General features: G+C 63.9%; 6 protein-coding genes and 5 pseudogenes. 6 read left to right on the forward strand and 5 right to left on the reverse strand.

Going from position 1 to position 15,685, the window contains the following annotated elements; translation table 11 throughout:
* Positions 1–5: 5 nt before the first annotated feature.
* The 3 genes and pseudogenes from ACQ86E_RS26045 to ACQ86E_RS26055 all read left to right on the forward strand — a co-directional run bounded on the left by ACQ86E_RS26045 (position 6) and on the right by ACQ86E_RS26055 (position 3,531).
* Positions 6–996, forward strand: a pseudogene (locus ACQ86E_RS26045) (acetamidase/formamidase family protein).
* Positions 997–1,009: 13 nt separating this feature from the next.
* Positions 1,010–2,748, forward strand: a pseudogene (locus tag ACQ86E_RS26050) (nitrilase-related carbon-nitrogen hydrolase).
* 21 nt (positions 2,749–2,769) lie between these two features.
* Positions 2,770–3,531, forward strand: a complete 762-nt coding sequence (locus tag ACQ86E_RS26055) for an SDR family NAD(P)-dependent oxidoreductase (RefSeq protein ID WP_431202425.1) — start codon at positions 2,770–2,772, stop codon at positions 3,529–3,531.
* A gap of 19 nt (positions 3,532–3,550) precedes the next feature.
* Here ACQ86E_RS26055 and ACQ86E_RS26060 read toward each other — a convergent pair.
* The 3 genes and pseudogenes from ACQ86E_RS26060 to ACQ86E_RS26070 all read right to left on the reverse strand — a co-directional run bounded on the left by ACQ86E_RS26060 (position 3,551) and on the right by ACQ86E_RS26070 (position 7,824).
* A pseudogene (locus ACQ86E_RS26060) lies at positions 3,551–5,084 on the reverse strand (glucosamine inositolphosphorylceramide transferase family protein).
* A 28-nt stretch (positions 5,085–5,112) separates the two neighbouring features.
* Positions 5,113–6,281 (reverse strand): annotated as a pseudogene (locus ACQ86E_RS26065) (glycosyltransferase family 4 protein).
* Positions 6,282–6,477: 196 nt separating this feature from the next.
* Complete coding sequence (locus ACQ86E_RS26070) at positions 6,478–7,824, reverse strand: lipopolysaccharide biosynthesis protein (RefSeq protein WP_431202426.1); 1,347 nt, start codon at positions 7,822–7,824, stop codon at positions 6,478–6,480.
* Positions 7,825–8,262: 438 nt separating this feature from the next.
* Here ACQ86E_RS26070 and ACQ86E_RS26075 point away from each other — a divergent pair, with 438 nt between their 5' ends.
* Positions 8,263–9,486, forward strand: a complete 1,224-nt coding sequence (locus ACQ86E_RS26075) for an FAD-dependent oxidoreductase (RefSeq protein WP_431202427.1) — start codon at positions 8,263–8,265, stop codon at positions 9,484–9,486.
* A 28-nt stretch (positions 9,487–9,514) separates the two neighbouring features.
* Here ACQ86E_RS26075 and ACQ86E_RS26080 read toward each other — a convergent pair whose 3' ends face one another.
* A complete protein-coding gene (locus ACQ86E_RS26080) occupies positions 9,515–10,651 on the reverse strand; it encodes a GNAT family N-acetyltransferase (RefSeq protein WP_431202428.1) in 1,137 nt (378 codons plus the stop codon).
* A 335-nt stretch (positions 10,652–10,986) separates the two neighbouring features.
* Entirely contained in the window at positions 10,987–11,718 is a 732-nt protein-coding gene (locus tag ACQ86E_RS26085; RefSeq protein WP_431202429.1) for a DUF3750 domain-containing protein, read from the reverse strand.
* A gap of 113 nt (positions 11,719–11,831) precedes the next feature.
* On the opposite strand from ACQ86E_RS26085, the gene ACQ86E_RS26090 reads away from it, so the two are divergent.
* Complete coding sequence (locus ACQ86E_RS26090) at positions 11,832–12,092, forward strand: hypothetical protein (RefSeq protein WP_143846231.1); 261 nt, start codon at positions 11,832–11,834, stop codon at positions 12,090–12,092.
* Between the two features lie 295 nt (positions 12,093–12,387).
* A pseudogene (locus tag ACQ86E_RS26095) lies at positions 12,388–15,490 on the forward strand (DEAD/DEAH box helicase).
* Positions 15,491–15,685 lie beyond the last annotated feature (195 nt).

The following is a 15,685-nucleotide window of genomic DNA, read 5'->3' on the forward strand; positions in this document are numbered from 1 at the left end:
CAGCAATGGCCTGGCAAAACGAGTCGATCATGGCGCGCAAAGGCGTCGCCAAGGGCGCGCGCGGCAAGGAGTATACGATCACGGAAAGCGAGCAGGGCAAGTACCACTATGTCTACGGGCCCTATGTCGATTCGGTGCTGACCGTCGATCCCGGCGCGGTGGTCTCCGCCGAGACTCATGACGCGTTCGAAGGCGCGATCAAGCACGAGACCGACAGCCCGTCGAAAATTCTCAACTTCCCGTTCCTCAATCCGCAGAATGGGCCGATCCACGTCAACGGCGCGGAGAAGGGCGACACGCTCGCCGTCTACATCGAGAGCATCGTGCCGCGCGGGCCGCAGCCGTGCGGCACCACCGTGGTCATGCCGGACTTCGGCGGCCTTGTCTCGACCGGCCAGACCGCGCTGCTCAATCCCGCGCTGCCGGAGCGCGTGAAGAAACTCGTGATCGATGCCAAGACCGGGACGAAATGGAACGACAAGATCACGCTGCCCTATGAGCCCTTCATCGGCACCATCGGCACCTCGCCGGAGATCGAGGCGATCTCATCGCTCGTTCCCGACTATTACGGCGGCAACATGGACCTGCCGGATGTCGGCGTCGGCGCCGTCATCTACCTGCCGGTGAACACCAAGGGCGCGTTGCTTTATCTTGGCGACTGCCACGCCGCGCAGGGTGACGGTGAACTCTGCGGCGTCGCCATCGAGCATCCGACCGTGACCACGGTGCAGATCGACCTGATCAAGAACTGGACCATCGCCTGGCCGCGAGCTCGAGACCAAGGACTTCATCATGACCATCGGTTCGGCGCGGCCGATGGAGGATGCGGCACGCATCGCCTACCGTGAACTCTGCCGCTGGATGGCGGCCGATTATGGCTTCGACGAGATCGACGCCTACATGCTGCTGACCCAGGCCGGACGGATGCGGGTCGGCAACATGGTGGACCCGAAATATACGCTCGGCGCTTCCATCAAGAAGTCCTATCTCGTTTGAGGCCATCCGGATCATGTCCACCAAGCACAAGGTTGCCGCCGTCCAGTTCGAACCGACCATGTTCGAGCAGGAGCGCAACATCGCGCGCCTGCTCGAACTCTGCGAGCAGGCGGCGGCGGCCGGTGCCAGGCTGATCGTCACGCCGGAAATGGGGACGACCGGCTATTGCTGGTTCGACCGTGCCGAGGTCGCTCCCTTCGTCGAGACGGTCCCGGGGCCGACCACGAACCGCTTTGCGGCGCTGGCGCGCAAGCACGGCTGTTACATCGTGGTCGGCATGCCGGAGGTCGACGAGGACGGCATCTACTTCAACACGGCCGTCCTGATCGGGCCCGGCGGCATCGTCGGCCGCCACCGCAAGACGCACCCCTATATCTCCGAGCCGAAATGGGCGGCGGCGGGCGACCTGCACAACCAGGTGTTCGAGACGCCGATCGGGCGGATCGCGCTGCTGATCTGCATGGACATCCATTTCGTCGAGACCGCGCGGCTGATGGCGCTCGGCGGCGCGGACGTCATCTGCCATATCTCGAACTGGCTGGCGGAGCGCACGCCGGCGCCATACTGGATCAGCCGCGCCTTCGAGAACGGCTGCTACGTCATCGAGAGCAATCGATGGGGCCTGGAGCGCACCGTGCAGTTCAGCGGCGGCAGCTGCGTGATCGCGCCGGACGGGCAGGTGACGGCCGTGCTCGACAAGGGCGACGGTGTCCTGATGTCGGAGATCGATCTTGGCGCCGCCCGCGCGCGCCGCGTGCTCGGCGAGACGGTGTTCGCACAGCGTCGGCCGGAGCTTTACCCTGAACTGCTCACCGATACGTTCAGCTGGAATCCGCGCGATTTCTTTGGGCTCTATGGCCATGAGCCGTGGCCGACGGGCAAGACGTCGCAAGTCAGCGTCGCGCAGTTTGCACCTCGGGATGACGTCAGCCAGAACCTCGGCGAGATCGCAGCGCTCGCGCGCAAGGCCAGGGACGACGGCGCGGAGCTCGTGGTCTTTCCGGAGCTCGCGCTGACGGGATTGGCCGATCCCGCGAGATCGGCGCAACCGATCCCGGGGCCGGCGACCGACAGCCTCGGCAAGCTTGCAAGCGAGCTCGGGCTCTACCTCGTCTGCGGCCTCGCCGAGCGTGACGGCGATCTGCTTTACAACAGCGCCTGCCTCGTCGCGCCCGACGGTGGCATCGCGGTGTATCGCAAGACACATCTCACGGCCGACGAGCGCAGCTGGGCCACCGCCGGTGACGACTGGACCGTCGTCGACACGCCGATCGGCCGGATCGGGCTGCTGATCGGTCACGATGCGTCGTTCCCGGAGGCGGGGCGGGTGCTGGCGTTGCGCGGCTGCGATCTCATCGCGTGCCCCGCCGCGATCAAGGGGCGCTTCAGTTCGTCGCACGCCGGCACGCAGGTCGATCAGCCGGTACCGATTCCGACCGGGCCGGATCCGCATCACTGGCATCATTTCCGGGTTCGCGCCGGCGAGAACAACCTTTTCTTCGCCTTCGCCAATGTCGTCGATCCCGAGCGCGGTTATCCCGGGTTGAGCGGGGTGTTCGGCCCCGACACGTTCGCGTTCCCGCGGGGGAGGCGATCGCGGCCGACGGCACGGGCCTTGCAACCGCGCTGGTCGACACCACCAATCTCGACAGCGTCTATCCGACCAACGTCGTGCGGCGAAAGGATCTGGTGTCGATGCGCATGCCGCACAGCTATCGTGGATTGATCAAGGCGGTCGCGAACAATTACTGAACCAGGAAAAGGAATTCGGCCATGGATCTGGGACTCAAGGGCGCCAAGGTTCTCGTCACGGGAAGCACCAAGGGAATCGGCCGCGCGATCGCCGAGACGTTCGCCACCGAAGGCGCCGATGTCGGCGTGTGCTCCCGCAATCTGGCCGAGGTCGAGAGCACGGTCGCTGCGCTCAAGGCCAAGGGCGTTGCAGCCTATGGCGGTGCGGTCGATGTTGCCGACGCCGCCGTCCTGAAGGCCTGGGTGGGCGATATGGCCTCGAAGCTCGGCGGCATCGATGTCGTCGTCGCCAATGTCAGTGCGCTCGCGATCGGCCAGGACGACGAAAGCTGGGAGAAGGAGTTTGCGACCGACATGATGGGCACGGTCCGGCTGGTGAACGCAGCCATGCCCTATCTGGAGAAGAGCGCTGCCGGCGCGATCGTCACCATATCGAGCGTCTCGGGGCGCGAGGTCGATTTCGCCGCCGGTCCCTACGGCACCTTCAAGGCCGCCATCATCCATTACACGCAAGGTCTCGCCAATCAGCTCGCCGGCAAGGGCATTCGCGCCAACTCGGTTTCGCCGGGCAATACCTATTTCGAGGGCGGGGTCTGGAACATGATCAAGGACAACAATCCCGAGCTCTACAAGACGGCCCTAGCACTCAATCCGACGGGGCGGATGGGCACGCCGCAGGAAATGGCCAACGCCGCCGTCTTCCTCGCCAGCCGCGCCGCGAGCTTCATTACGGGGACGAATCTCGTCGTCGACGGCGCCCTGACGCGCGGGGTGCAGTTCTAGCGCGCGAGGCGGATGTCGTTCAGGCCGTGTGCGGGCTGGTCCGCGGGGGCAGGACCGCCGACGGGAACTTGGCTGCGAAGGCGCGGGTCTTGGGTTGAACGCGCGATCCGTCGATGACTTCGAGCCGGCCGCAGCGATTCAGCGTGTGCAGCTTTCGTCCGGGCCACAGCGGTCCGGGCTTGAGCGAGTGGCGGACGATCTGCTTGAACGTCGTCGGCGACAGTTCGACAATCTCCGCCAGAGCGAGCGCAGCACCATATCCGTCGGCGCAATCCTGCACCGGCCGCCACAATTTGCCGTCGATGGTGACGAAATTCCCCGCCGGCCGCGTGCTCGCGCGGTCGATCATGACCGGGTTGCTGGCATGGGGCGTCCAGGGGCCGAGCAGGTGGTCGGCGTAGTAGATCGCCAGCGAGATCCGAATAGCCGCCGGTTCCGTCGCGCCAGGCTCCAAACAGATAGTTCAGCCCGTTGTGCCGCGTGATCGTCGCGTCGGCGATCTCGAGGCCGGAGAGCAGCGTCGCGTGCCGCTCCCATTTGTCCGGAAACCGGACGCATTTGTAGAGCGCGACGTCGCCATGGAGCGAGCTCTCCGGGATCATCCACAACTCGCCGTCATCCTCGATCAGGAATGGATAGGAGAGATGCCACGGCTCCTCCAGCACGGGCACGACGTCGCCGATCGGCCCGGTGTCGCCGAACTCGATCGCTGAGATGATGCCTTTTCCGATCCGGTGATCGAGGTCTTCAAAGAAGACGAACGTTCGCCCCTGCCAGGTGATGGCAAAGGGATCGGCATAGAAATGGTTTCCGGGATCGCCCAGCACGTTCCATGTGGGTCCGGAAAGATCGCCGGTCTGCCAGACACCTGCGCCGTCATTGAAGCGCCATCCGACGTGCCAATGCGGGGCATAGCAGCAGAGGCGATAGATCTCCTTGGCGATCGATACGGCGAGGCCGCGCGCGACGTAGGCTGCCGGCCCACGCCCGTTGCCGTTCCGTGCGGGACGCGCCAGCTGCGGCACGATGCGCGGGCGTCCCGACAGGATTGCAGCCACCATGGTCATTATTCGTGCCATGATCGTTTCGAGCCCGCCGCTCAGGCCGGCCGCAATCTCTGCGGACGGGTGGCCACGATCGAGCATGGCACCGTCGATCTCGTTGACGATCTCGATGACGGGCAGGTCGCCGCCGAGAACGGCGGCGAGTGCGGCGTTTTCGCCCGCGGATCCGTTGAACAAGGGGCGTAGATAGAGCCGGGCAGAACAGTTCGGATCGCGTACGGCGTTCGTGAAATCGACAACCACGTCGGCCGTGCCGGTACGCACCTGCGCCTGGTCGGGAGTGATCGTCAGCCTGTCGGCGCCGCCGGGCCTGCCCTTGTGCAGCACCAGGCGCTCCAGCCCGAACAGCGCGTCGAGACCTGCGGGCCGCGGCTCGGTGGTCGCCGTCCACGCGATCTGAACCGGAACGTCCCGGCCGTCGATCGAGAGCGTCTCGCGGTGCATCCACCGCCGCGCATGGTCACGTTCGCAGCGAAACTCGATGATCATGTCGAGCCAACCCGTTCAAAGCGCATGGTCAGATCACCTGGCCGAGGATTCGAACGTATTCCTCCACCATCGCGTCGACCGAATAGCGCAACCTCAGCCCTTTGGCGTTGTGTTGCAGTTCGTCGCGCAGTGCCTGGTCGGACAGGAGCCTGGAGACGGCAGCCGCCAGCTTCTTCTGATCCGAGGTATCGACAAAGAGCGCGGTAGGCTTTCCTTCGAAGGACAGCACCTCGCGCAGCACGGGAAGATCCGTGACGACGGAGGGAACGCCGGCGTTTGCGGCCTCGACAGCGGCCAGACCAAAGGTTTCGGCCAGCGTCGGAAACACGAACACGTCGAGGCAGGCGAGAAAGCCGGCGATCTGGCGCGGAGCGATTTCGCCGAGCAGATGCAATCTGTCCGAGACCTTCAGGAATCCGCGAGCTGCCTCAGTCGCGTCTCGTCGGGCCCTTGGCCGGCCAGCGCGAGATGCCAGGACGGTTCGGCCGGCAACAGCCGTATTGCCGCATCGAGCCGCTTGTGGGGGTGCAGCCTCGCCGCGCAGCCGAGCAGGACTCGGTCCGGCGGCAGATTGAAGTTTTGCCGCGCGTCGTCCTTCGACAAGACCAGCGCCTTGTCTTCGAAGCCGTGCGGCACATGCACCATGCGCGACCGGTAGGCCGCGGGATAGTGCGAATATTCGCGCTCCATGTCCTGCGAGTTGAGCGTGATGCAGTCGAAGAACCCGGTGCTGCCCATCGCGATGTCGGCGGTGCGGACCGGCCAGCTCATCGCCAGCGCGGATGAAACCTGGTTCGCGACGACCGGCGCGCGGCTGACGAGGCGCGTCATGCCTGCGCCGATGACGTTGCCGAAATGCTGGAATGTCAGGACGGCGTCGGGCCTGATCGTCCTGATATGGCCGCCGAGCCTCCACAGCATGCGCAGCAGCGCCAGCGGATTGCCCGGCCGGCTCGTCGCGCAGTAGAACGTGTCCGGCGGCTCGTCGAACGAGTCCGACTTGCGGAAGAAGAACAGGTTGGACACGCGATGCCCGCGCGCGGAGAGACCGGCGCCCAACAGTCTCGAAATCTCCTGCGCACCCGCGTTCTCGGCCTGAGTCTGGACGAGAAGGACGTGCAGTCTACGTTCGCCGCCGTTCAGCGGCGCGACTGCTGCCGCGGTGGTCTCGTCCTTGTTCGGCTGGTAGTGGAGCACGGATTCCGACCCGCTAAAAAAGAAACGAATTCTTCACCTTCTTAATCCCGTACCTATCACGCAGGCCCGGCGCAGACATCGATTAGCAACAAACGGAGTTAATGCGGAACCTGCCCATTGGCCTGTTCTTGCGGGAATTGCGCCGGTTTCAGGATGGCGTGCAGCGCTTTCGTTAACCAATTGGCAGTGCCCGCGCCTATTCGGCCGAGTCGGCGCCGCGGACCGCGTAGCTTCCTCGCTTCCATGCAGAGAAGCGCAGAAGCACGAGAACCGAAGGATCGACCCCGGTTCGCTTGCGGCACAGGATGTTGAGGGCGACGGTCGTGAGCGCCAGTGACACGGTGGCCGCGATCGCCGCACCCAGCACGCCGAGCCAGGGAATCAGCACGACAAACCCGACCAATCGCAGCGCCACGTTCGCGGCGACGACCGGGACGTAGATGCGCTCATGGCCGGTCAGCTGCAGGATTGCCGCGGATGGGCCGCCTGCAGCCTGGATGGCCGTTCCGATCGCGAGCACGATCAGGACTGAGTGCTGCGCGGTGAAATGCGGCCCGAACAGATTGAGCAGATAGGGGCCGCCAATCCAGATCAGGGCGAGGCCGGCAGCCACGCAGAGCGCCGTCACCTCCGCCATGAGCCTTAACGTTCGCTCGAATTCCCCGTGGTTCTTGCTGAAGTACAGCGACGGAAGCCGGCGCGCACCGAACGTGTACAACGCGGCGGACAACATGGCGAAGATGTTGGCGAGGCGTGACGCCGCAAAGTAGATGCCTGCGGTCGCGGGATCCATCATCCAGTAGACCAGAATGACATCGAAATACTGGTTTGCGACTTCAAGGATCGACGCGATCCAGAAATGAAACGAGCTCGATCGCCAGCGCGATCTCTCGGAACGCGCGGTCGTACTGCGCAGATCCGGCAGCGCCCGCGCGATCGCAACGATCTGCGCGACAAGGCCCAACGACATGGCGATCGTCATCACCGCGATCAGCTCGGTGGGATCGAGCTGCTTGTGGCCGAGCAGCATTGCGAGCAGGAACAAGACCACGATCACCCGCCAGAAGAACTCGCGGTTGCCTTCGCCCATGAGAATGCTGACCAGCGAACGCGCGATCTGGCTGCCAAGCATCAGTCCGGCGCTCACGGCCGTGTAGGCCGAGACCGCGAGGATCAGCAGCCACCAATCGCCCCGGAGATTCGCGACCAGTGCGACTGCGGCGATCGCGATCAGCATCGCGACGCAGGCGATCTTCATACTCGAGAGCAGGACGCCTTTGGCGAGGTCGGGCCTGTCTCCGACCTGATACTCATTCAGAAATCGTACCAGCAGCGATTCCTGGCCGACCAGCCCGACGACCGCCGCGATCTGCGCAACTGAAAGCCAGGTCGCAAAGATGCCGAATCCGTCCGGCGTCATCGTTCGCGCCGCGAGCGAGAACAACGCAAACGCGAGTGCGCCGCTGCCAACCTTGAGCAGGATGGTCCCGACGACACCGCGCGTTACGTCGCGCCGCAGAAACTGAACAATGGTAGTGATCATCAGAGATACGCGGCGTCCCGCGAAGATACCGGTTTCAAGTACAGCGCCAACCTAGCATGGCGGAAAATCACGAGTGTTAATGCGCGCTCCGTTGAGCCAGTCGCCTGTGGTCGACGAAGGTCGTAAGTTGCTGCGTCACCGTGGAACAGCTGCGTGCCGCTTGTCCCGGATCGATGCTGCATCGACGCGCGATAAGAGGCGGAGCCGGTCGGTGTTCGGCCGTTCGAGCTTCGGAATGGTCCTGAGAGAGGGATTGGCACTGCCGATCGGACGAGAGAACGGGATTTCTAGACTGTTCCGAGCAAGGCGCGTGCCGGGACAGGTTTGTCCCGCATCCCATTAACCTCAATCTCTGGAAATGATCGCCTCCGACGTTGCGATAGGACATCAGGCGAGAGAATTGCACATGGAACCACAGCTGACCGTGGAGCCCAGACCATGACGACCGATAGAGCCGTGACCGAGCCGGGCGGTATTGCCGGAACCGCGACGATTGTCGCTGATATCGCGATCGTCGGCGGCGGCCTCGCAGGATCGCTTGCCGCTGCAGTGCTTGCGCGGGCGGGGCATCGTGTCGCTCTCGTCGACAAGCGCGCGGTGCATCCGGACGAATTCCGGGTCGAGAAGATCGGCGGCCAGCAGCTGGAGATGTTCCGCAAGCTGGGCTTCCTCGACGCGCTCGCGAACGTCGCCTGTCGGTACGATCAGGTGCTCAATATCCGGGAAGGCAAGGTGGTCGATGTCAGCATCGGCCGAGCCTACGGACTTCCCTACGCCAATCTCGTCGCCATGGCGCGTAGCCAATTACCTGATCCGTCCAGTCTGATCGTCGACGAGGTCACCGCAATCAGCTGCAGCGACGATGTGCAGCATATCGAGCTGGCCTCCGGAAAGCGCCTGGACGCGCGCCTTGTCGTTCTCGCCACCGGCATGGCGAGCGCGCTCGGCTACAAGCTCGGCATCAGGCGGCGCGTGCTGGCCGAACGTCACTCCGTTTCATTCGGCTTCACGATCGCCCGCAAGGACGGCGCGCCGTTCGATTTCGAGGCGCTGACCTGTTATGGCGAGCGCACGGCAGATGGGATCGACTATCTCAGCCTGTTTCCCGTGCCATCAGGCATGCGGGCCAATCTCTTCATGTTCCGCGACCCGACCGATCCGATCATGCGCGAGCTGCGCCGCGAACCGGAGGCGACCGTTTTGCGCCTGCTGCCGGGACTATGGCCTTACCTCGGCGACTTCCGCGTGACCGACAAGGTCCAGAACTGGGTGATGGACCTGACCATGGTGGAGGGACACTTGCAGCCGGGAATCGTCCTCATCGGCGATGCGTTCCAGACCAATTGTCCCGCCGCCGGCACGGGCGTCGCCCGCCTGCTGGTGGACGTCGATCGTCTCTGCACCGAATACGCACCGCGTTGGCTTGCAAGCGCGGGTATGGGATCGGAGAAGATATCGCAGTTCTATTCCGATCCCGACAAGGTCGCGGCAGATCAGCAATCGCTGAAGATGGCGCGCTTCCGCGAGGCCCTGACGTCCCGCAGCGATATCGGATGGGATGTGCGGCGTCGCCTGCACTTCCTGCGGCGCAGTCTCACGCACCGCGTCGATCAGATGAATCCGGGCTGGCTCGGACGTGTTCGCGGTGCGCTGCGCGCCTGAAGTCTGCGCCCGATTACCCGCCCGCCGGTCAGCCCGTGGGCGTTGGGGTGCGGGCCGGCAAAAGCCTGAAATCGGATAGCCGCTTGGCCGCCAGCTTGAGCCAGGGAGCCTGTTTCAGCGCGAACAGGCTGATGGCACCTGCGGTGCTGCCGGCTTGCGTCACCATCCACATGGGCGAAGGTTGCCCACCGAACAATTTCTTGTAGGGCTCGTCGCCAATGGTGAAGTCGAGCATCTGATCGCCGCGCTCGATGCAATCCCTCGCGACCTGCTCGAACATCAGGGATCCCAGGGACTGGCTCTTGTACCCCGCAATGTCGAACGCGCTCATGATGATGAGGAAGCTGCCGCGGTGGCACAGGCCCAGCACGGCGGCAATCACGTTGCCGTCCATCTTTATGGCATAGAGCCGGACCAACGAGCCGAGGCCGCTGAGCGCGATGCCGGAATAGAAGTCGTAATATTCGGGACGCTGGAGCAGGTCTCCGTCGCCCTGTGCCTGAAATCGCGGGCCGCGAAACTGCTTCATCGCGTCCATCGCCTCGAGAATGGACGCGCTGTCATCACAGCATGAAAAGCTCAACTCGCCCTTCTTCTGGAGCTGGCGATACTTCTTGGCGAGCTCCTTCTGATAGGAGCGATCCAGTGTGCTGGCGCGCCATTGTTCGAACGGGGCGACGAGCACGGTCGCATAGGCATTCGTATCCATCGACACCCGGCGCGGTGAGCCCAGGAGACTTTCGATCGGGAGCCGACCGTCCGGCAGCTTGGTCATGCGGAGCAGGTCGAACGGCCTGACGAGGCGCCGAATTTCTTCGCATGCAGCTTCGTCCTCCAGCAGACTGGAAAACACCTCGGGACTGCAGACCGGCGCCAGATAGTCGGAAACACGCAGATCGGCGAATTCAACGGTGCGGACCGGACCGCGGCGGATTCGGAGCAGGGGCAGCACCATCGCCAGCGCCCCCGTCGCGCGGTGACGAACGACGACGACGAGCTTCTTGGCTCCCGCATGGGAGGCGAGCCTGGCATAGAGGCCGTCCAGCCAGAGCGGATGCTGAAACGCGGTTGCGGCCGAGCTGTCGAACAGCTCCGCGTATTCCGGTGACAGAAAATCGAACGCCTGCTCGATGGCGATATCGAATGTGTTGCTGGGCTTATTCATAAATGACCAGGGAAACGAGATGGCCCGGAAAAGTCGATCGAGCCGGATCGGCGCGGTTATAGCAGGGTCGTGGTGGTCGAGACACCGGAAGGCTGCGATTTGGATTAATGCAGCCGAGGCGGGCCCACATTGTTACTAAACTGTTAATTCGGTGCCTCGGGCGCGGAACATGAGTCAGGTGATACCCGGCGTCGGCAATTTACCGGGATTCAACAGATCTCACCGCAGCTTGGGCCGCGCCACGGCCGGCAACCGGCCGGTGGCTGTTCTACTGTGCATGGGGTTGTTTTCGGAAATCTGTTCGGCGTATCGGCGTGAGGGTGCCGGCGGTGGCGCTAGAAGCCAGCCGCTATGCCAAGCCGGCCGATGCCGGGAAGCTTGAGAGCTGGCCGCCGGATGTCCACGCCGAGCACCGCCCCGAAGAAATTGACCTCGATCCCCTCGATCCAGCCGACCGTCATTCCGAGGTAACCCGAAAGCGAGGCGTAGAGGCCGGTGCCGGACGGGGTGATGCCGACCCAGCGTCCGCTGTAGGGATAATCCTTTCCGACGGCAGTTGGAGGAAGGACAGCACGAAGCTCGGGGATGGCGTCCAAAGTCGCCTGCACGAAGGTGTTGGAATTCGGTCCCGGCCAGGCGCTGTAATCGCCATAGGCGCGGAACCTGTAGGTTTCGACGACGTGCCGGATCTTGGGAATCAGCTCTTCGGCGAGTGTGCCGTCGACCGCCACGACGGTTTCGGGCATGGCGCCGAACCAGCGGCCGTCGGGCGCGAACCCGTTGCTGCGGATCGGATCACCCCATGCCGTATAATCGTATCGGTTGTAAGTCGCGGCGCCCTTGTCCTTGACGACGATCCAGGTGTGCACGGCGAAAATGCCGCGCCAGCGTACCGTGCGCGCCGCAAAGACCCGGATCAGCGCCTCCGGACTGGCGGATGCGGGCTGCAGCAGGCCGGCGCTCGATCGATCCGCTGTCTGCCAATTGCCGCGGCCATCGCCGAACACAAAGTAGCGACCGGCCGACAGTCCTATCGGCAGGAAGATCAGCAGCAGAAAGAGAATCAAGATTTTCCTCAAGGGCGGACGACGATCAGGCGGGACGATATCATCAAATATAGTTCGACCAGCCCGCCGTGCCAGCGCTTGCATTCGAGCGGCCCGGCTATATCTCATTGCACATGATGAAACTGTCCCTCGTCGAAGATCAGGCCATCCAGGCGCGAATCGCGTCCATTGCGGGTGCCGAGACGTTTGATCGCCTCTTCGCCGGAATCCGATTCGACGAAATCGACGGCAATCTGCTGTTTGCGATCGCCAGGGACGAAGACTGTGCGAGCGAGATCGAAGACGAATTTTCGCATCACCTCGCCGTGGTCGCGACGCAAATCCTCAAGCAGAGCGTCGACGTGGTCGTGGTGCTGCCAAAGGTCCTGCAATAGCCTCCGGTTGCCGTCAGGCCGTTTCCAAGAGACCGTTTTCCAAGGAGCGCTTCCTAAAGCTTGCGTCTCCGCTTTCCAATGCCATCGCGAAATTGTAATGACGTCCCTGGGCCTCGGGGCCCCGCGTGCGTTATGGACGGAGCTCGACTGAGGGCTCGCCGTCGCACGCCTATTGTTACGAAACAATGATGGATACAAATTGGCGGCCACCAAGAAAGCCCGCGCCGTAAAGGTTGCGCCCAAGAAAAGCAAGACGACATCCCGTTCCGCGATCTCCTCCTCATCGCCTCTCGGCATGCTGGCTCTCCATCTGCTTGAGCAATGGAGCAAGTCCGGCCGCGACGGCCTCGTCTTCCTCTGCGATGACGAGAGCAGGGCGGAGCGGCTGGGGGGCGTGATCCACGCGCTCGATCCCTCGGTCGAGGCACTGGTGTTCCCGCGACTCAACAATTTGCCGTTCGACGGTCTGGAGCCGTCACGGGAGATCGCGGGCCGGCGGAGCTCAGTGTTGCGGCGTCTTGCCAAGACGAAGAAGCCTGTCTTCCTGGTGTCCACCGCAGAGGCCATCATGGAGCGGCTGCCGCTGCAGGCGAGCTGGTCGAAGACCAGCCTCAGCCTGAAGGTGGGCGCGGCCTATTCCGAGCAGGAGCTGGAGCGTCGCCTCGAAGCTCTCGGCTACGATCTCGACGAAGAGGCGGATTATCCGGGAGGCGTCCTGTTCCACGGCAAGACGTTCGAAGTGTTTCCCGCCGGCGCGCTTGGTCCGTTCAGGATCGAGCATTCCGACGGCGCTCTCCGCCGAATCGTCGCCGTCGATCCGGTGGAACATGAGGTCCTGTTCGAGACCAGGGAACTGCTGATCGATCCGATGTCCGAGCGGATTGCGTTTGGGAACAAGCGCGGACAGCGGGCGACGCTGCCGGATTATTGCAGCCGTGCGCGGTGGATCGCTGATGCCGGCGTGCTGGCCCACGCCGAGAGCTGGCTCGGGACGATCGAGGAGGCGGCCGGCCGCAGGGATGCGGAGCGCGAGTATCTGGGACAGGCGGACTGGAAGCGGCTGAAGAAGCGCATGAGCGTGCTGCCGCAAAAGTCGGCCTTCACCCCGACCCCGGATTTCTCGAAGGCAGCCTCGCCAAGAAAGATCCTTCGCGCGTTTGTTGCCGATATGCAAAGCGCCGGATCGCAACTGCTCCTCGTCGCGGCGGTCGAGGACGACCTTCGCGCGATGGAGCGGATGAGCGGCATCAAGGCGGAGCGCTGTGGCGATTGGAACGACGCGACCAAGGGACGGGATCGCGAGACGGCGCTGCTGGCTGACTTCGATGCCGGCTTCATCGGGGCCGGCCGCAAGCCCATGGTCGTCGTGACGGCATCCGACGTGCTCGGCAGCAGGGCCCATCATCCGCAGCCGATGGCGAAGGCGTGGACCACCGCGTTCGATCATCCTGACGTGCCGTCGCGCGGCACGGCGGTGGTCCATTTGCAGCGCGGCCTGGCCGTGCTCGACGGCTTGCAGATATTCAGTATGGGGAAGGGGCGCGGCGCGAGATGGTCAGGCTGGCGTTCGCAGGCGACAACGCCGTTCTCGTGCCGCCGGCCGATCTTGCCCTGATCTGGCCGTATGCAGCGGAGCCCGGCAAGCTGACGCGGGACAAGGCGGACGGCAGCACATGGTGGGCACGCCGGACCGAGGCCGAAGCGGAAATTCAGGTCGCCGCCAAGGCGCTCGCCAAGCACATCAGCCAGCGCCATCGCCGCCGCGCACCCAAGCTGGTCGCGCCAGGGCAGGCCTATGAAAGGTTCGTCGCACGGTTTCCGTATTTCACCACGGTCGACCAGGCCAAGGCCATTCAGGACGTTCTCGACGATCTGGCGGCAGGTCATCCCATGGACAGGGTGGTGTGCGGCGACGTCGGATTTGGAAAGACCGAGGTGGCGCTGCGCGCGGCGGCCGCGGTGGCGCTGTCAGGGAAACAGGTGGCGATCGCGGTGCCGACGACGGTCCTGGCGCGTCAGCATGTCGAAACCTTCCGCAAACGCTTTGGTCCTCTCGGCATCGAAGTCGGAAACCTGTCGCGGGCCACCTCAGGCCCGGAGACGAGAGAAACGAAAGAGGGCTTGCGAAGTGGCAGGCTGAAAGTCGTGGTCGGCACGCAAGCGCTCTCCGCGAAGGACGTGAAGTTCGCCGATCTTGGGCTCGTCATCATCGACGAAGAACAGCATTTCGGGGCGGCCGAAAAGGCCAAGCTTTCGGGGCTGGCGAAGAATGCGCATACGCTCTGGATGAGCGCGACGCCGATCCCTCGCACGCTCGCTGCGGGACTTGCAGGCTTCAGAGATCTCAGCGTGATCGCGACGCCGCCCGTTCACCGGCTTCCGATCGTGACCAAGATCGCTCCGCTTTCGGATGCGGCGATCGCCGGAGCCCTGCTTCGCGAGCGGAGGCGGAATGGACAGAGTTTTCTGATCTGCCCGCGTATCCAGGATCTGGAGCCGATGCTGGCACGTGTGCAATCGGTGGCTCCCGACCTCCGCATCGTCTGTCTCCATGGCAGACTGCCTGTCGACGAGATCGACGAACGGATGATGAATTTCGTCAACGGCGAGGCCGATGTTCTCCTCGCGACAAATATCGTGGAGAGCGGTCTCGACATTCCGCGCGCGAACACCATCGTCGTGTGCTGGCCCGAGAAGTTCGGTCTCGCGCAGCTTCATCAGCTCAGAGGACGTGTCGGGCGTGGCGGAACGCGCGCCTTTGCATATCTGCTGACGGAGTCGGCTTCGGAACAATCCGAGAAGCGCCTGGCCGTCCTCGAGGAGTTCAGCAAGCCTGGCGCCGGCTTCGCCATCAGCGCGCGCGATCTGGACCTTCGAGGCGCCGGCGATCTGTTCTCGGAGCAGCAGTCCGGGCATGTCCAGGTGTTCGGACCGGTGCTCTACAGTCATCTCCTGAAGCTGGCCTCCGAGCGAGCCAACGACACCGGCGCCTTTCTGTGGGTGCCCGATCTCAATCTGCCGTGTGCCGACACGTTGCCCGAAGGCTACGTGCAATCCGAGGCGATGCGGCTCGAGATCTATGGTCGCGCTGCGAGGTGCCGGAACGAAGACGATCTGGTGGATCTGGAGGAGGAGATCTCGCGCCGTTTCGGCAAGCTCCCCCGGAGGCGCGCGATTTGTTTGCAGCGGCGAGACTCAGGCTCGATTGCAAGCGGCGTGGCATCGTCCGGCTCGATGTCGGGCCTGAGGCCGTCGCCGCGACATTCCTCCCCGGGCGACTGCGCAAGACCAGGGCGCGGTCGCTCCAGCGCGATGGCGATCGCGTGGTCTACGCGGGCGGGGGGCACGAGGATACGTTCGACCGGGTGGAGGAACTGATGGATCTGCTGGACGAGTAAAGAGAAGCGGTCGCAGGCTGGGACCGCTACGGCTGGGGGGCTATCTCCGCGCTCCCCGGATATTGTGCGCAATCAAGCGATCGTTCCGCGAGAATGCGCCTCACGGAGTGGGAGCAATGCCCGCACCGGACGGTGCATCCAAGGCAACCATAGACCTGCGCAGCCGAACACAGACCATCGTCCGCCGACACAACG

This window comes from Bradyrhizobium betae (assembly GCF_050632175.1).
GTDB lineage: Bacteria > Pseudomonadota > Alphaproteobacteria > Rhizobiales > Xanthobacteraceae > Bradyrhizobium > Bradyrhizobium betae_B.

Excerpts from the sequence above, each read along its gene's own strand:
- ACQ86E_RS26055 (WP_431202425.1), top strand. The coding sequence starts at position 2,770 with ATGGATCTGGGACTCAAGGGCGCCAAGGTTCTCGTCACGGGAAGCACC.
- ACQ86E_RS26070 (WP_431202426.1), bottom strand. The coding sequence starts at position 7,824 with ATGATCACTACCATTGTTCAGTTTCTGCGGCGCGACGTAACGCGCGGT.
- ACQ86E_RS26080 (WP_431202428.1), bottom strand. The coding sequence starts at position 10,651 with ATGAATAAGCCCAGCAACACATTCGATATCGCCATCGAGCAGGCGTTC.
- ACQ86E_RS26090 (WP_143846231.1), top strand. The coding sequence starts at position 11,832 with ATGATGAAACTGTCCCTCGTCGAAGATCAGGCCATCCAGGCGCGAATC.
- ACQ86E_RS26075 (WP_431202427.1), top strand. The coding sequence starts at position 8,263 with ATGACGACCGATAGAGCCGTGACCGAGCCGGGCGGTATTGCCGGAACC.